The 24007-nt window shown below is 51.8% G+C and carries 17 protein-coding genes; 8 read left to right on the forward strand and 9 right to left on the reverse strand.

Features of this window, described 5'->3' with window-relative positions; translation table 11 throughout:
• Positions 1-12: 12 nt before the first annotated feature.
• On the forward strand, positions 13-1419 hold the full coding sequence (gene pntB / locus H6G21_RS06880) for a Re/Si-specific NAD(P)(+) transhydrogenase subunit beta (protein ID WP_190571908.1): 1407 nt from the start codon (positions 13-15) through the stop codon (positions 1417-1419).
• Positions 1420-1547: 128 nt separating this feature from the next.
• On the opposite strand, the gene H6G21_RS06885 is transcribed toward pntB, so the two are convergent.
• The gene (locus tag H6G21_RS06885) at positions 1548-3416 is read right to left on the reverse strand and encodes a glycosyltransferase family 39 protein (RefSeq protein ID WP_190571910.1); all 1869 of its coding nucleotides are present in this window, start codon (positions 3414-3416) and stop codon (positions 1548-1550) included.
• 121 nt (positions 3417-3537) lie between these two features.
• On the opposite strand from H6G21_RS06885, the gene coaE reads away from it, so the two are divergent.
• Together coaE and H6G21_RS06895 are read left to right on the forward strand one after the other, a co-directional pair.
• The gene (gene coaE, locus H6G21_RS06890; protein ID WP_347277988.1) at positions 3538-4188 is read left to right on the forward strand and encodes a dephospho-CoA kinase; all 651 of its coding nucleotides are present in this window, start codon (positions 3538-3540) and stop codon (positions 4186-4188) included.
• A 103-nt stretch (positions 4189-4291) separates the two neighbouring features.
• The gene (locus H6G21_RS06895) at positions 4292-4867 is read left to right on the forward strand and encodes a hypothetical protein (protein ID WP_190571912.1); all 576 of its coding nucleotides are present in this window, start codon (positions 4292-4294) and stop codon (positions 4865-4867) included.
• A gap of 64 nt (positions 4868-4931) precedes the next feature.
• Here the strand turns inward: H6G21_RS06895 and H6G21_RS06900 are convergent, their stop codons facing one another.
• The 3 genes from H6G21_RS06900 to H6G21_RS06910 all read right to left on the reverse strand — a co-directional run bounded on the left by H6G21_RS06900 (position 4932) and on the right by H6G21_RS06910 (position 8920).
• The gene (locus H6G21_RS06900) at positions 4932-6335 is read right to left on the reverse strand and encodes a TldD/PmbA family protein (RefSeq protein WP_190571914.1); all 1404 of its coding nucleotides are present in this window, start codon (positions 6333-6335) and stop codon (positions 4932-4934) included.
• Positions 6336-6432: 97 nt separating this feature from the next.
• Complete coding sequence (locus H6G21_RS06905; protein ID WP_190571916.1) at positions 6433-6714, reverse strand: Npun_R1517 family heterocyst differentiation transcriptional regulator; 282 nt, start codon at positions 6712-6714, stop codon at positions 6433-6435.
• Between the two features lie 982 nt (positions 6715-7696).
• A complete protein-coding gene (locus H6G21_RS06910) occupies positions 7697-8920 on the reverse strand; it encodes a histidine kinase (protein ID WP_190571918.1) in 1224 nt (407 codons plus the stop codon).
• 217 nt (positions 8921-9137) lie between these two features.
• On the opposite strand from H6G21_RS06910, the gene H6G21_RS06915 reads away from it, so the two are divergent.
• The 3 genes from H6G21_RS06915 to H6G21_RS06925 all read left to right on the forward strand — a co-directional run bounded on the left by H6G21_RS06915 (position 9138) and on the right by H6G21_RS06925 (position 13692).
• Complete coding sequence (locus tag H6G21_RS06915) at positions 9138-10325, forward strand: glycosyltransferase family 4 protein (RefSeq protein ID WP_190571920.1); 1188 nt, start codon at positions 9138-9140, stop codon at positions 10323-10325.
• A gap of 22 nt (positions 10326-10347) precedes the next feature.
• Positions 10348-12936, forward strand: a complete 2589-nt coding sequence (locus H6G21_RS06920) for a sigma 54-interacting transcriptional regulator (RefSeq protein WP_190571922.1) — start codon at positions 10348-10350, stop codon at positions 12934-12936.
• Between the two features lie 189 nt (positions 12937-13125).
• Complete coding sequence (locus tag H6G21_RS06925) at positions 13126-13692, forward strand: NYN domain-containing protein (RefSeq protein WP_190571924.1); 567 nt, start codon at positions 13126-13128, stop codon at positions 13690-13692.
• A 105-nt stretch (positions 13693-13797) separates the two neighbouring features.
• Here H6G21_RS06925 and H6G21_RS06930 read toward each other — a convergent pair whose 3' ends face one another.
• From H6G21_RS06930 to H6G21_RS06945, 4 genes are all read right to left on the reverse strand, one after another.
• Positions 13798-15993: a polysaccharide biosynthesis tyrosine autokinase gene (locus tag H6G21_RS06930; protein WP_190571926.1), complete on the reverse strand. Its 2196-nt coding sequence runs from the start codon at positions 15991-15993 to the stop codon at positions 13798-13800.
• Positions 15994-16041: 48 nt separating this feature from the next.
• Positions 16042-17310: a polysaccharide biosynthesis/export family protein gene (locus tag H6G21_RS06935; protein WP_190571928.1), complete on the reverse strand. Its 1269-nt coding sequence runs from the start codon at positions 17308-17310 to the stop codon at positions 16042-16044.
• 397 nt (positions 17311-17707) lie between these two features.
• Positions 17708-18439, reverse strand: a complete 732-nt coding sequence (locus tag H6G21_RS06940) for a cyanoexosortase B system-associated protein (RefSeq protein WP_190571930.1) — start codon at positions 18437-18439, stop codon at positions 17708-17710.
• Positions 18440-18553: 114 nt separating this feature from the next.
• The gene (locus H6G21_RS06945) at positions 18554-20614 is read right to left on the reverse strand and encodes an MASE1 domain-containing protein (protein WP_190571932.1); all 2061 of its coding nucleotides are present in this window, start codon (positions 20612-20614) and stop codon (positions 18554-18556) included.
• Positions 20615-21102: 488 nt separating this feature from the next.
• Between H6G21_RS06945 and H6G21_RS06950 the strand changes: the two genes are divergently transcribed.
• On the forward strand, positions 21103-22353 hold the full coding sequence (locus H6G21_RS06950; protein ID WP_190571934.1) for a HetZ-related protein: 1251 nt from the start codon (positions 21103-21105) through the stop codon (positions 22351-22353).
• A gap of 272 nt (positions 22354-22625) precedes the next feature.
• Positions 22626-23258 (forward strand): bifunctional 4-hydroxy-2-oxoglutarate aldolase/2-dehydro-3-deoxy-phosphogluconate aldolase, encoded by a 633-nt coding sequence (locus tag H6G21_RS06955; RefSeq protein ID WP_190571936.1) that lies wholly within the window; start codon positions 22626-22628, stop codon positions 23256-23258.
• Between the two features lie 127 nt (positions 23259-23385).
• Here the strand turns inward: H6G21_RS06955 and sixA are convergent, their stop codons facing one another.
• On the reverse strand, positions 23386-23883 hold the full coding sequence (gene sixA / locus H6G21_RS06960) for a phosphohistidine phosphatase SixA (RefSeq protein ID WP_190571937.1): 498 nt from the start codon (positions 23881-23883) through the stop codon (positions 23386-23388).
• Positions 23884-24007: the final 124 nt, after the last annotated feature.

Consider the following 24007-nt stretch of genomic DNA (forward strand, 5'->3'; position numbering starts at 1 on the left):
TCGGGGTAGGCCATGTTTGAGAATTTTTCAGGGGAAAATTTTTCCACCGTCGCCTACATCGTGGCGAGTGCGTTGTTCATCCTCAGCTTGGGGGGACTCGCCAATCAGGAAACGGCCAAACGCGGCAACTGGTTTGGGATTGCAGGGATGGCGATCGCGTTTTTGGCGACGATGCTCCAGAGTGATCCCGCCAGCTACGGCGTCTTGCTGACCGTGATTGTGCCAGGGGCGATCGTCGGATCGATCTTGGCGGCGCGGGTGGCCATGACCGAAATGCCGGAACTAGTGGCCATGCTGCATAGCTTCGTGGGCTTGGCAGCGGTGCTGGTGGGCGTGGGCAATTTCCTCTATCCCAGCGAATTGACCGGGGTGGAAGCCACGATCCATGAGATCGAAATCTACATTGGCATTTTCATTGGAGCGGTCACCTTTACCGGGTCGATCGTGGCCTTTGGTAAACTGCGCGGCGTGGTCAGTAGCAAACCGTTAATGCTTCCGGCACGCCATGGTTTGAATCTAGCCATGTTGGCAGGGACGATCTCGTTAGGCTACTGGTTCATGACTGGGGGAGGCTTAAATCCCTTGTTGGTCATGGCGGCGATCGCGGGGGTGCTGGGCGTGCACCTGGTGATGGCGATCGGGGGAGCCGATATGCCCGTGGTGATCTCGATGCTGAACAGCTATTCCGGTTGGGCGGCGGCGGCGGCGGGTTTCATGCTGTCTAACGACCTGCTGATTATCACCGGAGCGTTAGTGGGCAGTAGTGGCGCGATCCTGAGCTACATCATGTGTCGGGCCATGAATCGATCGTTCATTAGCGTGATTCTCGGTGGCTTTGGCACGGGATCGGGAACGGCCAGTGCGGCGGGAATTCAAGGAGAAGCGACGGAAATTTCCGTGGAAGACACCGTTGAACTGTTAGAAAATGCCTCCAGCGTCATTATTGTGCCGGGGTACGGCATGGCCGTGGCGCAGGCGCAGCACCCGATCGCTGACCTGACCCGCAGTTTGCGCGATCGAGGGGTCAACGTTCGCTTTGGCATTCACCCCGTGGCGGGACGCTTACCGGGCCATATGAATGTGCTGTTGGCTGAGGCCAATGTGCCCTACGACATTGTGTTGGAGATGGAGGAAATCAACGAAGATTTCCCCGAAACCGATGTGGTGCTTGTCATTGGGGCCAATGATACGGTGAACCCCAGTGCTGAAGAGGATCCCAATAGCCCGATCGCGGGGATGCCTGTTCTGGAAGTCTGGAAGGCCAAAACCGTCGTTGTAATGAAGCGCAGTTTAGCCAGTGGCTACGCAGGCGTGGAAAATCCCTTGTTCTTTAAGGAAAACAGCCGGATGTTGTTTGGGGATGCCCGCAAGGTGGCAGATGCAATTCTGACTCGGATGCGGCAATTGGTCGCTGCGTAACGTTCTACGAGCGTAACGTTCTACGCTTGAGGGGAAATCCCCTAGTTCAGTCTGCTAGTAAACGCTGGGGATGATTTGAAGATTCCCAGCGTTTTGTGTTGAGGGCTTTTGTGTCAAGACGTACAGCCTTAGCGAATCGCCCGATCGCAGCGATAGCCTTGGTAGGGAATGCCGATGCGATCGTAGCGTTGGGGATCCCGTTGGCACGATTGGGGATTGGCTGGGGATCCCAGGGAGAGGGTTTCAGGAAAGTCCGATCGGCGGAGACCGGGGGCAATGATCCACAAAATATCGGCAGTGGGAAGTTGAGTTAGCTTTTTCCACAACTGTGGATAACTTTGGGAACTGTTGAGGAATGCGAATTTTCCAGATAATTGCCTGCCGGATCCTAGGGATCCCCCGTCGCTACCCCGATCGTTCCCATTGATCCGATTTTGTTCCTGTTCCAAAGCCAAGGCAAAGCTTAATCCCAAGGCCATTTCTTGCCAAGTTTGGTAGCCCATAATGACTTGGATCGTGGCTTGGGGGGCCTCGGCTTGCATGATTCTTTGGGCAACGAGATTGGGTTGATAGGGTTTTTGAAAGACGCCATTGAAAACCACACAGAGACTGCTGAGACACCCGACGCAGAGCACGATCGCCGCTGGGGTGGTTAGTTGGCCCATCCATCGAGGTTGCAGCTCAGTTCTAGACCCCCGATCCCGCGATCGCCGAGGCAAGGACTGCATCGCCAGCCCAGCCGCCAGCACTACGCAAATCGCAGGGTAATAGACAAAGTTGTAGCGCGGGACATGGGTCAGGTCTTTTTGTAGCAAAATCGCGATCGCCCAAAATTCCGCAACCACGATCGCAATAAACCCACCCAGAACTAATAAACTGCCCTGTAGCTCAGGAATCTGCCAAATTTTTTGCCAGCCCCGCCACAGTTGCCGAGCCAGCCAAACGCTGAAGGCAATGACCAGCAACACCATGGGAATTTGCCAACTCAGCGGGTTGCCCTCCACCGGCGGCGAAATCACCATCAGCGACCAGCCGATCGGGACGTAATAGAGGGGCACTATCGCGGTTAACAGGGAAGGAATACCATCATTGAGCCAATCGGTTTCCGGGCGGGTCATGTGGCTGATAAAGGTCGGGAGCCAAGGGCCAAGGATGCCCAGCAACCCTAAGGAGGCAATCCAGAGGCCCTGCGGTTGGGTTCTAGTAACGAAAGTGGGCCAGAAGCTTAAGAACTTGTGTTTTTGGAGATGAGTGGCCGATCGCTGTTCTGTTCTAGCGCTGATCCACCGTGCACCCAGAAGGGCAACCCCTTGGGCGATCGTGGCCAGGATGCAGAAATAGTGAATATAAAACCCAACGCCATTCAGCAATACCCAACTGATCCAAGCATTGCGGTTACTGCGGTCCTGTTCAAAATTCTGCTGGATCTGCACTAAAGCCAAGAGTGCCAAGGTAATCACCCCCATCGGCAAGGTGTAGTGGCGCGCTTCCTGGGATAGGTACACCGCAAAGGGAGACACCGCCATACAAGCTGCCGCCATTAACCCCGTCCGTTGGCCAAAGGCTCGGGTTCCTAGGCCATAAACCGCCCCGATCGCCCCAACGCCCAGTAATACGGGAAGCGATCGCAGAATCCAAGCAAGGTTATCCGCCAACGAGGGTAGAACCGTTTGCAGAACCGACTGTTGAGCCCCCAACCAGGAATGCAGCCAGCAAAAAAACAAGGGGGGATGGACGGATTGGGTAGACACGGTGGCCGCGATCGCGCCGCAGGTGGTTTCGGGTCGCAGGGTAAACCATTGAGCAATCTGCGTCAGTCCCAACGCTTGGCCCACCGGCACCTCATCGTAGGTATGACCCAGGCTGAAAATGCCAGTGATCACCTCATCCATCCAGAGGGGTTTGCCGTCCAGATTCAGCAGACGCAGTCCCGCCCCGATCAGCAGCACGATCGCCAGTAACCAAAAGTGAAACCGAGGAAAGCGGGAAACGTTCATTGCTTTAAACTAGCCACCAGACCGAAAGAATCATCCCTCACATTGAACCATTGGGGACGGGTTACTTGTCCGGTTCGACCGCAATTGCCCCCCAGAAGTGTTTTATTCTTCCAGGAATCCCGTGAATTCACGCGCTCAATCGACGGATGCTGTCCCACCCGCGCCCCGCATTATTGGCCTGACGGGGGGCATCGCCATGGGAAAAACCACGGTTTCCAACTATCTTGCCCAGGTGCATCATTTACCTGTGCTGGATGCGGATCTCTATGCCCGAGAAGCAGTTGCACCGGGGAGTCCGATTTTGGCCGCGATCGCCGATCGTTACGGTGCGACGATCCTGAATTCCGATGGCAGTCTCGATCGCAAACAATTGGGCACCCTGATCTTTACGCAACCCCAGGAACGGCAGTGGCTAGAGCAGCAGATCCATCCCTTTGTGCGGCAACGCTTACAGGTCGATCGGGATGCCCATCTACAGGCCGATCCCAAAAGCCCAGTCGTATTGGTTATTCCCCTACTGTTCGAAGCCGCAATGACCGATCTCGTCACCGAAATTTGGGTGATATACTGCCCCCGAGACCGTCAGATTCAGCGACTCATGGAGCGGGAAAACCTATCCTCTGAGCAGGCGATCGATCGTATCCAAAGTCAGATGGATATTCAGGAAAAGTGCAATCGGGCGGATCTTGTGTTAGATAATTCTTTGACCATTGAGGGACTCTTTCAAGCGGTCGATCGGGCAGTACAAGGGATCCCACCCCGGACTCCTTAACCGACTGATCTCGCTCCATTGATTCAATACGCTAGAACTTATGTTTTAGTTGACTTTTGTTTGAGTTGATCTTGCTTAACCCGTCTCATTTAGAGGAATCACCATGGCCGCCACGCTAGAACAGATTGCCGGATATCTAGACGCCAAGGGCTGGAAGTATCGCCTAGAGGCGGACGAGTCCCGCATTATTACTGGCGTCTATGCGGAAAACGTAGAGCAATTTCTGATTGTGATTCAACTGGATGAAGACGGCGAGTTTTTTGAAATCTATGCGCCTCGTGTCTTAACCGGTGTGAAGGACCATCCTCACAAAGATGCCATTCTGCAAACCATGCTGTGCATTTCCTGGGAAACCAAGATGTTGCAGTGGGAGTATGACCCTTCCGATGGGGAAATTCGCGCCATTATTGAGTTTCCGCTGGAAGATGCCGAGCTAACCGAACGACAATTTAATCGTTGCCTCTACAGCCTGGTGCAGTTAGTGGATGAATTGGCGTTGCCCCGTTTGCAATCGGTGATGGAAACAGGGGAAGACCCAGGGGATCTGGAGGAAGGCGAGCGCTTATTGCTGCAACTCCAACAGGAAGCCCCTGGATTATTAACGATGCTGGAAAAGGCAATGGAAGCCCGCAAACGGCGGGGTCGCGTTTCACCGTCAGAGGAACTAGACGATCTCTAATGCTCTCTCCTAATGCTCTGGTCTAGCCTGCGATCGCACGTCTGCAACCCAACTCCTGCGATCGCTACTCTTCCTCCGCTTCCCCACCGACAACCACATCACGGATCCGCAAGCTAGGGCCACCACAGCCAACCGCTAATCCACTTTGACCACCCTTGCCGCAGCCGCCGGACTCATCCCAGTAAAAGTCATCCCCCATGCCTTCAATGTCGGCTAGGGTCTGGAAGGCATTACCGGAGAGGGTTACGTCGCGTACAGGTTCCGCCAGTTCGCCGTTGCGAATCATCCAAGCTTCCCCAGCGGTAAAGGTAAACATTTCACCGTTGGTCATGCCACCAAGCCAGTTGCGGGCATAGACACCTTCTTGGATGCCACTGAACAGGTCTTTGACAGGGGTTTTACCCCGTTCGATCCAGGTATTGGTCATGCGGACGATCGGGGGGTAATGGTAGTTCAAGCAGCGGGCGTTACCTGTGGCCGTTTCGCCTAGCTTCCCAGCGGTTTCGCGGGAATGGAGTCGTCCGACTAACACGCCGTCTTGGATCAGTTGCGTATTGGTTGCGGCAACCCCTTCGTCGTCGTAGAAATAGCTCCCCCGGTGCCCCGCGATCGCCGCTCCATCGAAAATTTGTAAATCTTCCGGGCCAAAGCGACGGCCTAGGCTCATGGTTTCCAGCAAATCGGGATTTTCGTAGGCCATATCCGCTTCTGACAAATGGCCAAAGGCTTCATGGACAAACAGCCCCGTTAAAATCGGATCAATCACAACGGTATAGGTGCCCCCTTTCACGGGCGGCAGGGAAAGCGCTGCAACCGCCCGTTGAGCCGCGCCCAGAACTTGGTCATCTAACTGTGTTAAATCCTCAAAGCGACTACGGGAGCCGACGGTTTCTCGGCCCGTTTGCACCAGTTCTCCCTGCCGCGCTGTGGCCGCAAAGCGCATTTCCATATCGGCCCAGGACTGCTCAATCAAGGTGCCTTCTGACGTGACTAGTAAGGTGCGTTGGGTGATATCGCCGTAGCGTACAGATAGAGTCGCAATCTTGGGATCGGCACTGCGTAAGACATCGCCGTAGTGCTGACACAGAGTTTTTTTCTGAGCAAGGGATATGGCACGGGGATCGCTGCCCGTGAGGGGTAAAGTGCAGACGGTTTGGATGGGATCCACAGGGGCAAGAAGCGTTTCTTCATTCCCCACAAGCTTGGCAGCGGCGATCGCTTCTTCAATGCGCGCTACCAAGGTATCCAGCCGATTAAAACTGGCAAACCCCCAGCCGCCTCGATGGCAAACTCGGACCTGTCCCCCGATCGCCATCCCTTCGCTGAGGGTTTCAATTTTGTCGCCGCGCAATAGGATATCCGAGCCTTCCGAAGACTCTAGCCGGATGGCGAGGTAATCCACTTGGCTACGGTAGCGCTGAATCAGATCGGATAATTGATCCGCTTCATGATGCAAGGTGAAAGTCATAGCGATCGAAGAACAATGGAGACTGCCTTCATTTTGCTATTGATGCTCAGCCTGTGCCAAATATTAATTTTTGCAGTGAGCTAATAAGCCAGCCCATCTAGAGCAAATCTTTGGAATTGCGGAGGCGAATCAATTGGCGACGCATCTTGGGAGAAGCCTGAACTTCTGAGACTTCTTGGGCATTGACTGCGACCTGCAAGGGTTCCAAAAATTCATCACTACCGCAGCTAAAGGCGTCTAGCAGCATTTCCAGCAATTGGTCACGGTTGGATAACACACCGCGTTCTTCAATCAGGCGAAACTTGAGGTGAACTTCGCACTCGTATACGCCAACCTCTGGGATTTCGGATTGGTTATGTTCCAGAGAATCGTACCGCATAAGCCAGTTTGTCCCTATCAGAGATTGGTGTGACTGTTGAACCGCAATGGGGCTGAGCACGGGATAATGCCAGGGGTTTTGCCTACGCTCACAGTAGAGTTGCAGGACTTGAGAATTACAGGGCTTTACTGAACAAGTTGACGCACTTATGATAGGCAGTTGTAACAAGCAGTCGCCCCCATTGGGTACTCGGAAGGCATGCATTTCCATTGGGAACCTAACCACCTTCTGAGGAAGCACAACAGGGTTAAAAATCCCAGCCCTGCTCCAAACCATTTATAGGCGGCAAACCTAGGTTGTTAGTACCGTAATAACACCCATCTTTTTGAGAAATTACAGGATGAACTAATGATGAAGCTGAGATGATTTCAATGACTGAACTTCCCCCTCAGACCCTACCAATACAACCCTTTTTTTCGCTTGACTTGATGTCCCATCAATGAATTTTGTACTAGTCAGAAAACATACCTTACGACACGGGTTTTCAGAAGTTGAATAGGTTGTAAGTCAGCTAGGTTATCGTTTAAACCCTTAACTAACAAGGGATTGGCTCAAGTACGATCGACTTTAATTTCCAGCCTTTTTTCCGCATGCAAGTAACTTTAATTACCTGGAAAGAGGTTGACAAGATGAACTTGCGGAAACGCGATTGGCAAAATTAAAATTTTTGAGCTGAAAAAGACAAAAAATACAGGAGCAAAACCAAGCGGAAAATCGCTTCATTAATGCTTTAAAGATTCTGTATTTGTCGGCAGCCTTATGTGCGATTTATTCAACTCATTTCAGGCAGCCTTGGCCAAAACTGAATTGCACCCGCACGGAAAACACTGGTCTATCAAGGGAAGTGACAAAACGCCTCAAGGCAAGCTGCAAAAGGGAGGAGTCAGCATGTGTGATTTTATACTTACTCGCACCTGGATCAGTGGTTGGAAGACATCACGCCCATTAGTCTCCGTAAATCTACTGAATCAGGGTCAGGCAACTACTGAGCGATCGCCTCTTCTGGGGGCATTTGAACCCGATACACCGGCAAGGTGAAATGGAAGCAACTGCCTTGATTGGGGACAGAATCAACCCAGATTTGGCCGTAATGGGCTCGGACAATCCGTTGACAAAGCGACAATCCGATACCATAGCCTTCCTGCCCTTCATCTCGCTGAAGGCGAAAATGATCCTCAAAGATTTGATTACATTGATCCTCTGGAATCCCAGGGCCATTGTCGCAAATGCTAATTTGCACCTTTTGGGTCGTGCGGTGGAGAACGGACAGGCTAATCGTGCCCTGGACTGGTGTGTATTTGATGGCGTTATCTAAAAGATTGGTGAGAACTTGGTGAATCCGGCTGGCGTCAGCATAGACCGGCGGTAAATCCGAAGGAATATCTAAATCCAGGGTTTGCTGTTTGTGGGCTAACCGATCGTTGAGATCGGCAACAACGTCCTGGCAAAGATTGGCGAGATTGATTTTGACTGGCCAAACATTTAAATCTGCATTGGATCCACGAGCTGCTTGTAGGATATCGGTGATCATGCGATCGATGACGCGAATTTGCGTCCGGGCATGCTTGAGCAACTGATTAACCAGGGCAGGGGTGAGGCGGGAGGGTTGGTTGTCCTTGGGTTGATTCCCCATTTCCAGGGTTTCAATGGCGATCGACGCAGCGGTGAGAGGATTGCGCAGATCGTGGGCCAGCATAGCAATAATTTGGTCTTTAAATTGCAGTTTTGCCCGCAATTCCTCTGCCTCCTGTTTGAGGCGAAAGACATCATCCGATAGCTGAAGCATTTCAGCATATTGGCTAATGGAAGGAATTTCACGATCGAGCACTTGTTCGATCGCGAGGCTTGCGGAAGCTGCACTAGAGTTGCTGTTGCGGCTCTCGGCTAAAAATTCTTCGGTTGAGCGTTGCCAGCGGGGCCACCAGCTTTTGAGTTGGGCAATTAAGTTACTTCCTGCGAGGGTTTGTCGGGGTTCTGGATGCACCTTGACCAAGGCGGGTGTTGCAATGAGGCGAAAATGTTCTGCGAGATAGGGCTGTTTACCGACATCGATCACTTGGAGATCAAAGGGACAGAGGACTTCCAGTTCTTGCAGAAGCGATCGAATCTGCCGAACTTGCTCCTTGGAGGTGGGGCGCTGATCCACAAAAAGCAGCAGCTGAAGTGGAGCACTATTTTGGGTAGAGACATTGGGAGAAGCTGACATTGCGAAATCCTCCCTCATAACATGACAGTCATCAATACATAGCAGTCATCAATTTCCCTACAGCAAAGGTAACGGATTGGGGACTCGTGAGGCAACTTTCGTCCCGATTCTGGGCTGCCCCTCAGGATCCTGGGCCTCCCCTCAGCTTGTCCCCTCACCTTGTAAAGTGGGAATACAGAGTGAGAACACATTCAGCGAGTCAAGATTTACGGCACAAATGAAAATATTGGTGTTGACCTGGGAATTTCCCCCTCGCATTGTAGGTGGTATTGCCCGTCATGTGGCTGAACTTTACCCAGAACTGGTGAAACGAGGGCATGAAATCCATATCGTGACCGTTCAGTTTGGAGAAGCGCCAGCCTATGAAGAGGTCGAAGGGGTTCAGGTTCATCGCGTGATCGTGGGAGAAGGCCATAACTTTTTCCATTGGGTTGGACGGATGAACGAGAGTATGGGGAGTTTTGGGGGGCAGTTGTTGATCCAGAAGCGCCCCTTTGATATCATCCATGCCCATGATTGGCTGGTGGGAGATTCCGCGATCGCGCTCAAACATCATTTCCACATCCCCTTAGTTGCCACGATTCATGCAACCGAGTATGGGCGGAATAATGGCATCCATAACGACGTGCAGCGCCATGTCAGTGAAAAGGAGCGATTTTTGGCCCACGAGGCTTGGCGCATTATTGTTTGCACCCAGTACATGAAACGGGAAGTCACCAAGGTGCTACACATGCCGTCGGACAAAATTGATATTGTTTACAACGGCATTCGGGCAGAGAAAAAGCATCTTGATCCCGATTTTGACGTGCTGTCGTTTCGGCAACGATTCGCCCAAGACGACGAAAAAATTGTTTACTACGTTGGACGAATTACCTACGAAAAAGGCATTGTTCGGCTACTGCAAGCCGCGCCCTTGGTGATTCAAGCATTGGGGGGCCAGGTCAAATTTGTCATTATTGGAACCGGGCAACTGGAGCCGTTACAACGACAGGCGAAGGAACTCGGGATCTGGGATTATTGTTGTTTTACGGGGTTTATGCCCGATGAGGATTTAGATAAATTTCAAACGATCGCAGACTGTGCCGTGTTCCCCAGCTTGTATGAACCCTTTGGCATCGTCGCCTTGGAAAGTTTTGCGGCGCGGGTTCCCGTCGTGGTATCGGATACAGGCGGGTTACCGGAGGTCGTTGACCATGGCCGAACCGGGGTCGTGACGACGACGAATGACGCACTATCCCTGGCTCAGGGAATTTTAGAAATCCTCAAAAATCCAGAGTTAGCCCATCAATTGGTGGAAAATGCCTATCAAGAATTGGAGCATCGCTTCCGGTGGTCCCTGTTAGCGGAACAAACGGAAAAAATTTATCAACGAGTTGTACAGGAGCGATCGCAGGTGAATTGGTAAGGCCACGATCGGGAGGGGAAGGATGGATCTGACAGCACGCATTGACTGGTTACGGCAATTCACCGTTTTGGGCAGTTTGTCCGACGCTGCGCTGGCCGCGATGGGGGCAGCGATCGCGGAACTTCCTTTCCAAGCCAATCGCCGACTTGTGTTGGAAGACACGGCACCAGCAGCACTGTATATCCTGTACCAAGGACATCTGGAAAGCTATCGCACCAGTCCCAATACGATCGCAAAGGTGGTGGGGATCTTGCCCGGTGCGGTGTTGTATCTCAAGGAACTGCTGCTGGATCAACCCGCCGAGCAAACGACGATCACGTTAGATGCTGGTGTAGTGTGGCAAGTTCCTCGGGATCGCTTGCGATCGATCGTTCAGCAGTATCCGGAAGTTGGTCAGTTAGTGTCCCAACAATTGGCGGAAGCTTTGCAGGAAGTGGAAGCCACGTTGAATTTTGAGCGGGAACGAGAACGGGCATTACGGCCCTATTTGGTGCCCAAAGTGCGGCGGGGCATTGTGGGCGCGAGTCGCTATGCGGTGCGCTTGCGGCAGGACATTCGGAAAGCGACGGGGGATCGTCAACCCGTGTTGATCTTTGGGGAGCCGGGTCTCAATAAGGACAACATTGCAGCATTGATTCACTTTGGGTCTGCCGATCGCCATGAACCATTGGTGAAGCTGAATTGCAATACCTTACAAGCCAATGGTGCAGACTTATTTGGCCGGGGTAATCGATCGGGGATCCTGGATTGGATGGGCCGGGGCACACTGATGTTGAATAATCTGGAGGATTTGCCCCCCCATCTGGAAGATTCGCTAATTCAGCTATTGGAAACCGGGCAGTATGCACCCGTGCCCAGCAATAGTGACTCTAGGCAAAATGCAGCATTGCCGAGTTCCGATGGAGATGAACCGACTGGGGATGAACCCACGACCAACCTAAAGGTTTCGGAAGCTCGCATCATCATGACTTCCGAGAAAATTGTGCCCCAAGTGGAAAAATGTCAGCAGGCTCGACATTCCATTAAGGTACCACCGCTGCGGGTGCGGAAGTCGGATATTGCAGCGCAGGTGGAATATTACCTCAGCTTGACCTGTCGATCGCGCGGGATAGCGAAGCCCAAAGTTACACCGGAGGCACTGCGGCGATTACAAAGCTACGACTTTCCGGGGAATCTCACGGAATTGGAAAACCTGGTCAATCGGGCTTTGTTGCAAGCGGATAGAGCGGTGGAATTAACCGAAGAAGTGTTTTGGCCAGCCAGTATTAAAGCCAATCGATTTCGGGTGAATTTACTCAATACCTATCCTCAGTTGCGACAATTTTTACGCAGTGATTGGTATCCCGATCGGATTAATTATGGATTGACCTTAACAGCATTTGCCTTGATTCTAGGGGTGTTATTTCTAGGCCCCCAAAGTCGCGATCGGAATTTTGCACTCAATATATTTTGGGACTGGTGGTGGCTGGGCAGTTGCTTAATTTTTCCATTTTTGGGACGGATTTGGTGCTCGTTTTGTCCCTTTATGATCTATGGCGAATTGGTACAAAAACTGTCGTTACAGTGGTGGCCACGATCGCTAAAACCTTGGCCCAGGCAAGAGGCAGAAACCGTGGGTGGCTGGTTTTTGTTTGGCCTGTTCACGCTGATTCTCCTGTGGGAAGAGTTGTGGAATTTGGAAAACACGGCCTATTTATCGGCTTGTCTGCTGTTGTTGATTACGGCAGGTGCAGTGATTTTTTCACTGTTGTTTGAGCGGCGATTTTGGTGCCGCTATTTATGTCCGATCGGGGGCATGAACGGGTTGTTTGCGAAGCTATCGATGGTAGAACTACGGGCCAAACAGGGAATTTGCTCTGCTGCTTGCACAACCTATCAATGCTACAAAGGGGGGCCACAAAAGGGCGAAGGACAGGAAACCGGCGGTTGTCCCATTTATTCCCATCCAGCGCAATTGCAAGATAACAAAGATTGCGTACTCTGCATGACTTGCTTAAAAGCCTGCCCCCATCGATCGGTGGAACTCAATCTGCGGCCCCCCGGGATTGAACTGTGGACCACCCATCAACCCAGTTATGCCGAGGTTTCCCTATTGTTTTTACTGTTCGGAGCTGTGTTTTTACATCGATTACCCGAATTACAGCAACGCTTACAGTTAGATTTCCATTTAGACCAGTTTGGGTTTCACCTCTGGGCTTCCGTCCTAGCATTGAGTTTACCCATTGCGATCGCGTTTACCTTTCATACCTTGCAAAAGTGGCTGAATCTCGTGGGTAAAACGCGGCGGTTCTTGTACGTGGCCTATGGCTATCTGCCCTTGGTCTTAGGAGGAACCACGGCCCATTACCTCAAGTTAGGGCTGGCGGAAGCAGGGCAAATTTTGCCGGTGGCTTTTTCCACCTTTGGCTTAGCCACTGTTGGCGTACCTGGGTTTTCAGCCGATCCAGCGGTAATTGAATTTTTGCAAGGCTCCGTCTTGGTCGTGGGTTGGCTCTGTAGTGTGATTTTGACCCAGAAAATTGCGAAGCAGCCCATCCTTAAACTGTGGCCTCAGCATGCAGCCACGATCGGATTAATGGCTTTGCTGTGGAGTGTGATTGTAGGTTGGTAGCCGCTTGGGATCGTTGGGGGGAAGAGAATTCAGATGGGATTGCTATCCATGAGATCGCGATCGAACCAAGCAATTGAAATTGAGCAAAGCCATGGGTCAGGATATTTTTAACTTAAGAATATTTTTAACTTAAGAATTGCGGATTGGCGGTATCCTATTATGTCCTATCCGCTAGTTCTGATATGGATCATGAAGCCCAAACCGATTCCCGATCGTCCTTCCGTCCATGTATTTCTGGATGTAGAAAATATTCCACCCCAGCAGTATGCCTATTGGATTCGACTGCTCGCGAAGCAGTATGGGCAAATCAATCCCACGCGTCTTAGGGCCTATGCGGTCGATTGGCGGATTCGTAAAAAGTCCAAAGTGATGCTGGAAGAAACCGGATTTTCGACGGTTCGCGTGTCACCCGGTCACAATGCGGTGGACAATAAGATTTTCCGGGATTGTTTAATTCTGTCGAAAATTCGACAAACGCTGCTGCCTGAGGTCTACATTTTATCGACGGGGGATAGTGATTTTGTTCCGGTGGTCGATGTGTTACACGAACGCAATCACTATGTGGTTTGCTTAACCAGTAAACACCGTCAGGCCAGCCAGGAATTAATTCAGATCGTGGATGAACACTATTGCTTAGAAGATCTACCCCACTTGTTAGCCGAAGTTCATCAAAATCACAAGGTCATCACGGTTTCAACGCCCCAATCCATTGTGGAAAAGGATGATCCGTCTATGGAATCCCTCTGTGGGAAATAATGTCCCATTGCTCTTGGATCAAATGACATCTGCATCAATCAAGCTTAATCAAGCAGTATGAATTCAAGTAGTGTCAATCCAGCAGCATGAGGCCAGCAGCGTTTCCTAGACCTCTACCTGGGAGGAAACTTCTGGGGAGTCATGGACAGGGGAGCCTTGGACGATCTCCAAGGGTGGCTGATAGGCCGTTGATGTGTCCACTGGACGCGGTACATCTACCTCCACACCATTCACCACGGCTCCCAATAAATTGAAATCTTCGGATTCATTCAACTGCTCGATCGTCTCGGTCAACAGGCTTTTCTGGCTCATTCCTGGCCGAGTTACTAAAATCAGTCCATCGGTGTAAGGTTCCAGCAACAATGCATCGTTGCACTGCCCCAGGGAGGGCGTGTCTACGACCACAAAATCGAATCGGCCTTGGGCTTCTTCCAGCAATCGTTGCATTTCGTTGGATTCCAAAATGGAAGCCGCCTGGGCCTGGACACCCACGCTGGGAATGATATAGAGGTTTTCCACATCTGGGACCAGTTGGATGCAATCACTAATTTGGCTGTAATAGCGCAGGGGTTCCCGCGATCGTTCCGCTGGTACCATCACCCCCAAGTCCTGACTGCGGGACGGCGATCGCAAATCGGCTTCAATCAGCAACGTCCGTTTACCCGATCGGGCGGCAGCGATCGCCAGGTTATAGGCAACCGTAGTTTTGCCTTCCTGGACCATGGGACTACTGACTAGGAGGATCTTGGGTAATTTTCCTTCGGTCAGTCGCAGGGTACTGCGGAACTGTTCGTAGGCATCACCATAGGGGGAATGGGCTTTGAGAAGGAGGGGAGAACGATTGCTATTTTCCCAACTGGGAATCCAAGGCAACATTCCCAGCAATGGCACATCCTGTTGCCGCAGAGTATCCCGCAAATCTTCCGGGGTATAGACCGTGCCCTCGAGCATATCCAGCAGGAAAATCACCCCTGCCCCCAAAATTAAGCCCACCACACCACCCACCAGAATCATCAACGGTGCATTTTTAGGCGGCTTCGGCTCGATCGGTAAAGCAGCCAGTTGGGCAATACTCAAGCTACTGACGGTTTCCGCTTCAGCGGTTTTGGCGTCAATTAGTTTGGCCTGCATTTGATCATGCAGCGCTTTTTTGAGCTTGAACTGATCTTCCAAACGAGTTCTCGCAAGTTGTTTGTTCGGCAAATTTTGGAGCTGGAGGCGCAGATCTTGACTCGATCGATTCAGCAGTTGTAGCTGGCGGACAATGCCTTCCCGTTGCGTCGTCAATGCCACTAGTTGATTCGCCATTTCCTGACGCTTGGGATCGAGGCTGCTATCTTGGCGAACATTGGCCTGGAACGGAGCGGCCACCCCATTGCCTCCCATGACTTCGCGGGCACGCTGCTGGAGTTGTTCATCTAGGGCCGCCTTTTGCTGGGTCAGTTCCACCATGCGGGGATGGGATGGGGTCAAGTCTTTCCCCGCGATCGCCAATTGCGACTCAATTTGATAAATTTGGGCCCGCAGATTGGCAATGATGGGATCGGCACTGAGGGCAGAAGAGACATAGGCTTGGTTGGGATCGAGCCCTAACTTACTCTGCAAACTAGCCACTTCAGCATTGATGCGTTCGAGTTCCAAGCCCAACATGCGCTGCTGGGTTTCACTCTGGGAAATGGCTCCGCTCAAGCTACCATTCTGTGCGGCCACAAGGGCAGGGCCTTCCGTGCGATCGTACAGTTCCAACTGTTGCTCTGCCGCTCTCAGTTCTGCCTTGGCTTTGGGAATCCGTTGATCTAAAGACCCGACAACCGCCTTCAACCGGGCGGAGTTGTTCGCCTGACTTTGCTGGACAATTAGTTCCGCCAAGCTCTGCATGACTTGCTTAGCACGATTTTCCTCCGTATCTCGATAGGTGAGCTGAACTTGGTTATTGCCGCCGGAAGCAGGGGCTTTTTTGTCCTTGGCGGATTCGCTGCTGGGTAATGTGACTTTTAGACTCTTGAGAATTCTCCTGGCATCCAAGCCGACTTTTTGGGCCACGGTGTTTAACATCGATTCCGTCACCAGGGAATCCGCCGTAAAGGTTTCGATCGGTTGGCGGATCTCGGTGCCCGTGGTGGAAAAAACCGTGGCGGGCTGATTGGCAACCAGAATGGCCTCTACGGTGTATAGCGGTGGTGGATCGGGCTGGGACACCGCAAGACTAGACCCCGTGACGCCAAGGGCCAAACCCACAGGTAACAACCATTTGTAGCGATTAACAGCCAGGAAATAGCGTTTAACGATCGGAGAAGCCATGGGGGAATGGGGGAATCGAGTTTACACAAGCAAGTTTCTAGGCCAGCATTACTCCTGACCAGAGGGTCGAAACAGATTGGTTGCACTATTGCCCAACTCGCGGAAAAACAAAAGGAACCCTAAGACATCGCGAAAGGGCTGGGTAAAGACATTCAACGCATAGGTAATTCTGCCAACCAAGTTGCGGCCAATCACAATCACATCATTATCCTGCAGGGCAATATTTTGGGTCATGTCGCCCATGATGGCTTTTTTGCCATCCAGTTGAAAGGTAACGGCTTTCTGTTGCACGTTATCAAACCGTACAACGGCAATCTTGCGCAGATTGGCCGCATCGGGATTGAGGCCCACCTTGGCCAAGGCATCGACAAACTTACTTCCGTTGGGCACAATCACCTCTCCCAATCCCCCCCGCGCATAGCTGAGCACGCGAATCGTTAGTTGGGGTTTGACCAAGGTCGATCGGGCCACAATACTGCGATCGTAATCCTGCAACTTATCCGGCTGCAACTTGGTAACTAGGATGACATCACCATCCTGCAAGCGGGCATCGGGCAGAGATGTTCCTGTCTTTAACGGCGTAAATAAATCCAAGGATTCTTCGATCGTGGTGCCATTGGGCATCGCTCGCCGCACCTTCACTTCCCGCAGATCCGCTTGATCGGTCGTGCCCCCCGCCGCTAGCAGCACAGAGGAAACGCGCTGGGGTTGATTGCCCAGGGGATATAACCCTGGTCGCACCACTTCCCCCGTAACAGTTACCTGAACAGCCCGCTGATTGGCCAGGGAGAGCAGGACGATCGGATTGATAATATATCGGCTCACGGCTTGCTGTACCCGGGTCTGGGCTTCATCGATCGTCAGTCCTTGCAGTTCAATTTTGCCCAGCACGGGGTGGGTGATTTTGCCTTCTGGGTCGATCGCCGCTTGGAAGCTGAAATCCTGAAACCGTTGGACAAAGACGGATACCACATCCCCCGATCCCAGCCGATATTGGCCAAAAGTCGGAATGGCTGTAGAGTCTGCGGCAGGGGAACTCCCGGTTCCAGTCACGCTTTGGGGCAGGCTAGGAGCATCCGCCGGGGGCAATTCACCCCGATCGCGCAATCGTTGTCGCGCTTGTTCAACCAAATCCAGGGCAGTGGGTCGGCGATCGGGTTCTAGGGTAGGGGGTGGCGGCGTCTGGGCTAAACTGGGGCGCATCCAGGTACTCCCGGCCAGCACCCCTAGGGAAATTTGCAAAGTAGTGTGGAGACTCGCGATCGAGAGCGCAGTCCACCGAACGGAATGCCGAATTGGAGAAGGGGGCACAGCCATGGGGTTCAAGGACAAAGGTTCAACAGCGCTGGCAGGGTGAAATAGGGAACTCAGGGCAACGGGAACTCAGGCAAGGGAACTCAGGGCAATCTCAAGCAAAGCGGGACACCATTTGGCCGGACGGCTGAGCCGCGAGGTACAGCCCTACGAACAGCAGGGATCATCAAGGATCCTGAGGTGACTTATAGCACAGGAGTCGGGAGAAATGGCACAGGAAATCATTTCCAGGAAGCTTTTCTCGCGTCAGCTTTTCTAGCGTCACAGGAAGCCTGCCATCATCCATTAGGCTGCCCTCCGGGACTCCAGGGGTAACTTCGATGATCCACTGCTTAACCAATCCACTGCTTAACCAATCCACCACTCAAACTAATACAGCCTCAACTAATACAGCAGCAGCCTAATCAGCGGCAGTAAACACGGTGTCCAGCAGCGTGCTCTGTATAGTCTTCCCGAGGGTTTCAATGCGATCGCGGTATTTACTCAAGTCATCCAAGGGTTCCATTTCCAGCAGGGCAGACACTGCCACCCAGGGCTGACGCTGACGATGCAATTGCGCCCAGCGATCGGCCATAAACCAACGGCTGGGGGTGGGATCTCCCCCCGTCGGCCAAGCATACCACTGCAATACCGCATAGGTTTGCTGCGGGTTCCAAGCGCGAAACAACTGGGCAGTGATCGGGATGGTTTGGGAAGGCGAGGTCGATCGGGAATCTGCCCCTGCAGGCACGGCAAACGAAAGGGATTGTTGGGAGTCGGTTTCCCATTGTTGCAGCCCATTCAGATCAGTCCATTCCACCTGCGGTTGATCCTTGGGGCCGTTTTGGGTAAACAGGAACAAAATTGCCGTATTCTTCTGAGCATCCTGGCTTTCCTGCACAGACCAGATGTGATCTCCCAGGGACAAGGTGCGCTGTTTCGTCATCTGCCAACCGGGTAGAGCTAATCCCTGTTGTCGCAGGGTTTTGAGTTGTTGCAACACAGTGATCGGTGGCGGAGATTGCCAAAACCAACTGCCTTTGAGATAGCCCGGCAGGGCTCCTACGATCAGGAGAACGAGCAACAGCGCTAATAGACCCAAGCGAAAGACCGAGAGTGACGATCTCCACTGGGTGGAAAGGGGAAGCGACATTTTCATCTGCTAAGACAACCCACAAATCTAGAACACAGTCTAGCCCCTAGACTGCCCAAAATAGTTCTGTAAACTGCGTTTGTGCCGCTTATTTGTAACGCTTATTTGTGCCGCTTAGTATTTTTCAAGATTCGTTCGCGGGTATTGATGCACCGGAATTTCAATCATAAATTTGGTGCCTCTACCGGGGGTAGAGCTACACCAGAGCTGCCCCTGATGTTTTTCGGTAATGATTTGATAGCTGATTGAGAGTCCCAAACCCGTGCCTTTACCCACAGGTTTGGTGGTAAAAAAGGGGTCAAAAATGCGGGATTTGACATCTTCTGGAATGCCCACTCCATTATCTACAATTTCCACTTGAATGCGATCGTTAGCGATGGCTCGCGTGGCAATCCAAATCCGTCGTAAGTGAGGTTTTTCATGGTCGTTAGCGGACTGGGCAATGGGTTCTTCCAAGGCATCGATCGCGTTGACCAATAGATTCATAAAAACTTGATTAATTTGGCTGGGATAGCATTCTACTAACGGCAAATCACCGTAATGCTTGACAATCTCAATATCTGGACGATTGTGCTTACCAATGAAGCGGTGCTGTAGGATGAGAAGAGTATTCTCCAGCCCTTCATGGAGATTAACCGCTTTAAAGTCTGCTTCATCCAAGCGAGAAAAGTTGCGCAGGGATAGGATAATCTGCCGAATCCGATCGGTTCCGACATTCATTGATTGGAGGAGTTTGATCAAATCGGCTTGGAGAAAGGTGAAATGCACTTCATCCAGCAGAATTTGTAGCGTTTGGGGAGGTTGTGGGTAATGGAGTTGATAGGCTTCAATGACTTGGAGTAAGTCTTTAACATAGCGCTCAATATAGGTCAGATTGCCATGAATAAAATTGACAGGGTTATTAATTTCATGGGCAATCCCAGCCACCATTTGTCCCAAGGCGGACATTTTTTCACTTTGCAGCATTTGCAATTGGGTTTGTTGCAACTTAGTCAGGGTTTGTTGCAACGTTTCATTCTTGAGATAGAGTTCCTCAGTCCGCTCTTGGACACGAATTTCTAAGGTTTCATTGGTTTCAGCCAGTTGATCAAAGGCAACTCGCAACTTGGCTTCTGCTCGGGCCCGTTCCGCGATCGTGGCCGTCAGCACCAAAATGGTCAGGGTAATGACGCCAATGAAAGCTTGCAATTGCATTAAAGAGTAATTCAAATCGGCCCGGACAAATCCACCCTTACCATTGACGGTTGCAATCACTGCGATCGCGGTCACTACCCCCGTGAACAACGTCGCGCCCGGTTGCCCCAGACGAAATGCCGCCCAAATCAACAGGGGAATCAGCATAAATTCGAAGTGGTAGCCTCGGTCAAAGGCGACTCCACCAATCCCAGCAATTAAACCGAGTAAAACCGCTGGCTCCATGGTTCTCCAGAAGCTCAGCCAACGGAGCTTGGCAAAGAAAGCCTGGGGAGGGAGGGAGGATTGCGATGGATCTGAATTCAGTGGTGGAAACAGCCATTGACGAAGTTGCTGAAGAGGATGCTGAAAAGGAGATTGACTGTTCTGTAATAAATTCTTCCAGGAAAGTAGAATGGGTGTCACAATCCAAATGCCGGACACATTAGAAATCCACCAGATTAACCACACGGTGCCATAGGCAGGCCAGGGAACTTTACCACTCAGCATTAGGCAGGTCACCCCAACGGTGGCATTCACCGATGGGCCTGCCATACCGGTCAAGAACAAAAAGCGAAAGACATCAGTCACCCGCTCCAAGGGATAGCGGCCCTTCGTGGCTTTCCGGAGTAACCAGCTCCCCAGTAGGGTTCCTAGAGTAGTCCCGATCGCGATGCCAATCACAGGCAGGGTGGACATCAATAGTGCAGCGAGACTGGTCGTATCCCGAAAGGCCCAGAAATTGGCGAGGAATGACCCCAAACCCACTCCATAGGCTAGCCAATTGCCAAATACCAGGACGGCTGCCACGGCAAGGCCATCGGGGGGCCACACAGGCGTGACATCCTGGGGCGTAGAGGCCAAATAGCGAGACAGCTCTGCGGTGGCATAGTAGGCGATCGCTAGGGCAACAATGGAGCCGAGTTTAATCAGAACACGGGAAAGTCCAGGGAATTTCAGTTGGCGCATTACTGGAGCAAAGGAGGGAGCAGCAGGGGACATTCACACATACCAGTTCACCCATTAGAATGCCCCGTTGGGCATCAGAGTACAATACTTAGGCCCAGAACTCGATTTTGATGAGTAATTAGACTTATATCCCCCAATATCCCCCAATCAGCCCGATCGACCTGAAATTCCCCGGCAATCCCCTTACCAGCATCCTCCAGAACCGCTAGAGGCTTCGATCAAGACCAATCAAGACCAATCGAGACTAAATTGAGACCATCTCTCAGGCCATTCGATCGAACTACAACGCCTCAGGCTGCAATTGTCACACGAACTGTCACACTCAACGAATTGGCACACCCAACTGTCACAATCCCAGGGACTTCCCAAAAATCAGAGGGGCCGATCTCTATTGTTTCATCGGCATCCCAGACTTTCAGGACAAAATGAGCCTGAGCCACCTGACAAACTGACCCAGGTTGGGGGGAATCCGCCCACTCCCGTCCGAAGGTACAGGTGTGCGCTACCGAGAGAAACATCCTATGAACACCCAATTTGCTTCTGCTGCTGAACAACCATCAGGGCTCGCTGTCAACAGCACCTCCTCCAACCCCTCACCCACCACCTCCCAACGCAATGCTCAACTCGATGACCTGAACCAAAGCGATATCCAAAAGCTGGCTCAAATCCTAGTCTCCGAACTGACAACGGAACTGAACCTGAAAGCAACCGACGCGGTTCAAGCGATCGCCCAACGGATCGCCATTGAAGTCGAACGGATTTGTAGCAAGAGCGATCGCATCCAAACCTCTGGCCAAGTCGGATCTTGGCGGTTAACCCTAGCGCGCTATCGCTTACAAAAATGCATTCACTTTTATCAACTGGGTTCTCGGCGCGGGCGGATTGATCTGCACAGCACCCTCAGCACCATGGTCTATCGCCCCATTTCCCCTGCCCATCTACAACTCAGCTTCCAAGCTCGCTACAACCTGATCGAGGACTTCCTGCAAGGGTTCTACACCGAATCGCTACGGGCCTTCCGTCGGGAAAATGCCTTGGAGGAAACCTACCAACCTAAAACGAAGCTGCAACTGGCGGAATACATGGCATTTACGGAACAGTATGCCAAGCGTCGCATCACATTACCGGGATGCCAAAGCCAACAGTTAGTGATTCTGCGGGCCCAACGGTTTGCCACTCGCCAACCCCAGGAAATTGCGGTGGATATTGAAACGGCAATGGAATCAGCAAAAGATTCGGAATCGGATGCCTACGGACGGTCTCCGGTATTGCAAATGATTCGGGAACAAATGGTTTCGGAAAAACAGGACAATGGGGAAGATTCCCTGCGCGATCGGGTCGTAACGGAATTGATCCAGTATTTAGAATCCCAAGATCAACAGGATTGCATCAACTATCTCACGCTGAAGTTACAGGATTTATCCGTACCGGAAATCGATGAAATTTTGGGCCTGACCGCACGGCAGCGGGATTACCTGCAACAGCGCTTTAAGTACCATGTGGAAAAGTTTGCCATTTCCCACAATTGGCAGTTGGTGCATGAGTGGCTGGGGGCCGATCTCGATCGTAACCTGGGTCTTTCACCCCAGCTTTGGCAGCAATTCCGTGCCAACCTCACCCCGGATCAACAACAACTCTTAGACTTCAAACAAACTGGCACTGAGGATAAGGTGATTGCGAAGTCGCTAAAATGCACGGAAAAACAGGTGCAGAAGCGCTGGGCAAAACTGCTGGAAGCAGCCTGGGAAACTCGGAATCAACACACGAAATAGATTTCTGTTCCCGGTTACATCATCTCTGTTTCTTGTTCTCTGTTTCATTCTATCGGTAGCACTAGGGCGGATCTCCGGATCTGCCTTTTTTATTGCGTAAAGTATGGCGTCAAGCATGGCGTCAAGCATGGCATCAAGTCGGGTGACCTGAAAGCAGATTGAGCCACCTTCATCACAAACCCTCGTGCATACCAGCCGTCTTCCCACCCATCGTTGCTGTTTCTTCTCATCAGTAGTTTAAGTTAAAGTGGTCTTAGCATCATCGAGACATCATGACTCCCAATTCCTGGCACCAACTTCTCACCCAAAATCGCGCGATCGCAGTGATTCGAACGGCCCATTACGATCGCGGGTGGGGCATGGCCAATGCCGTTGCCCTGGGAGGAATGCGCTTAATCGAAGTCACCTGGGATAGCGATCGTGCACCTGAGTTGATTATGCGATTACGCGAGGCTCACCCCGATTGCGTCATTGGCACGGGAACGGTACTGACCGTAGAGGCGTTGGATAAAGCTGTAGCCGCCGGGGCAGAATTTGCCTTCTCGCCCTTCGCTGACCCCGAGATGATTGCTTTTGCCAATTCCAACGACATTCCCCTCGTACCTGGAGCTTTAACGCCGACGGAAATTCTACAGGCATGGCAGGCCGGGGCAAAAACGATTAAGGTCTTTCCTGTCAGTGCCCTCGGTGGGGCAAATTACATCCAAAGCTTGCAAGATCCCCTCAAAGGCATTCCCTTAATTCCCACAGGGGGCGTCACAATGAATAATGCCAAATCGATGCTGAAAGCTGGGGCGATCGCAGTGGGGCTAGCGGGGAGTTTGTTCCCGAAAAAGGCGATCGAAACAGGAGATTGGGAGATTGTGCAGATGGTAGCTCGCCGTTTGGTGAAATTGCTGACTTAGCTTGTTCAACTGCAATGATTTTCAACCGCAATGATTTTCAACCGCAATGATTTAACTGCACTGATTCAATTAACGACTGATTCAAGTGACGATCGTGGCAGTAATTCATCGAGTGACCAATTCGTGATCACAATAATAATCGCGGTGGCGTTAACCAAAAGATTGTACCTTTGCCAACCAAAGCACCCGTTGTCGGTAATTCCAGCCCGATCGCGCCTGCTTTTTTAAGCACTAGTCGGTTGATGACTGACCCAAACACCAACCGTTCGGCAGCTTGGCTGAGATCCGGTTCATGCCCCACGATCGCGATCGGTTTGGCAACGGATTGCCACGCCTGTAGGACTTCTAACCAGTGGGTAAAATTCCCTTCTGGAGCCAAACAGTCCAGCAATTCCACATCAGTACTCATCCCCTCTTCCTGCAAAATTTCTGCCGTTTGTTTGGCTCGTAGGTAGGGACTGGTGAGGAGGCGATCGACCCGAACGTCCACCTCGTGCAGCCGACGGGCAATCTTCCGGGTCTTTTGAACCCCTTCTGGGGTCAGCGGACGGGCTGCATCATCCGCATAATCCCCAAACTGACCCGCTAACCCGTGACGAATCAAATACAGCGAAAACGTAGACATCGATCAATGCCCTGATTACAAAAACTGCAAACTTATACCAAATTGATTTATCAATGCTACAGATCCGATCCCCCCTAGCCCCCCTTAAAAAGGGGGGAATTTAGTCAAATTCTTTCAAAGTCCC

Origin of the sequence: Alkalinema sp. FACHB-956, from assembly GCF_014697025.1 — a bacterium.
In the GTDB taxonomy this organism is placed as follows: Bacteria; Cyanobacteriota; Cyanobacteriia; order Leptolyngbyales; family Leptolyngbyaceae; genus Alkalinema.

Excerpts from the sequence above, each read along its gene's own strand:
- H6G21_RS06910 (WP_190571918.1), bottom strand. The coding sequence starts at position 8,920 with ATGTCAGCTTCTCCCAATGTCTCTACCCAAAATAGTGCTCCACTTCAG.
- H6G21_RS06935 (WP_190571928.1), bottom strand. The coding sequence starts at position 17,310 with ATGGCTGTGCCCCCTTCTCCAATTCGGCATTCCGTTCGGTGGACTGCG.
- H6G21_RS06920 (WP_190571922.1), top strand. The coding sequence starts at position 10,348 with ATGGATCTGACAGCACGCATTGACTGGTTACGGCAATTCACCGTTTTG.
- H6G21_RS06905 (WP_190571916.1), bottom strand. The coding sequence starts at position 6,714 with ATGCGGTACGATTCTCTGGAACATAACCAATCCGAAATCCCAGAGGTT.
- H6G21_RS06885 (WP_190571910.1), bottom strand. The coding sequence starts at position 3,416 with ATGAACGTTTCCCGCTTTCCTCGGTTTCACTTTTGGTTACTGGCGATC.
- H6G21_RS06950 (WP_190571934.1), top strand. The coding sequence starts at position 21,103 with ATGAACACCCAATTTGCTTCTGCTGCTGAACAACCATCAGGGCTCGCT.
- H6G21_RS06925 (WP_190571924.1), top strand. The coding sequence starts at position 13,126 with ATGAAGCCCAAACCGATTCCCGATCGTCCTTCCGTCCATGTATTTCTG.
- pntB (WP_190571908.1), top strand. The coding sequence starts at position 13 with ATGTTTGAGAATTTTTCAGGGGAAAATTTTTCCACCGTCGCCTACATC.
- sixA (WP_190571937.1), bottom strand. The coding sequence starts at position 23,883 with ATGTCTACGTTTTCGCTGTATTTGATTCGTCACGGGTTAGCGGGTCAG.
- H6G21_RS06940 (WP_190571930.1), bottom strand. The coding sequence starts at position 18,439 with ATGTCGCTTCCCCTTTCCACCCAGTGGAGATCGTCACTCTCGGTCTTT.
- H6G21_RS06895 (WP_190571912.1), top strand. The coding sequence starts at position 4,292 with ATGGCCGCCACGCTAGAACAGATTGCCGGATATCTAGACGCCAAGGGC.
- H6G21_RS06930 (WP_190571926.1), bottom strand. The coding sequence starts at position 15,993 with ATGGCTTCTCCGATCGTTAAACGCTATTTCCTGGCTGTTAATCGCTAC.
- H6G21_RS06945 (WP_190571932.1), bottom strand. The coding sequence starts at position 20,614 with ATGTCCCCTGCTGCTCCCTCCTTTGCTCCAGTAATGCGCCAACTGAAA.
- H6G21_RS06915 (WP_190571920.1), top strand. The coding sequence starts at position 9,138 with ATGAAAATATTGGTGTTGACCTGGGAATTTCCCCCTCGCATTGTAGGT.
- H6G21_RS06900 (WP_190571914.1), bottom strand. The coding sequence starts at position 6,335 with ATGACTTTCACCTTGCATCATGAAGCGGATCAATTATCCGATCTGATT.
- H6G21_RS06955 (WP_190571936.1), top strand. The coding sequence starts at position 22,626 with ATGACTCCCAATTCCTGGCACCAACTTCTCACCCAAAATCGCGCGATC.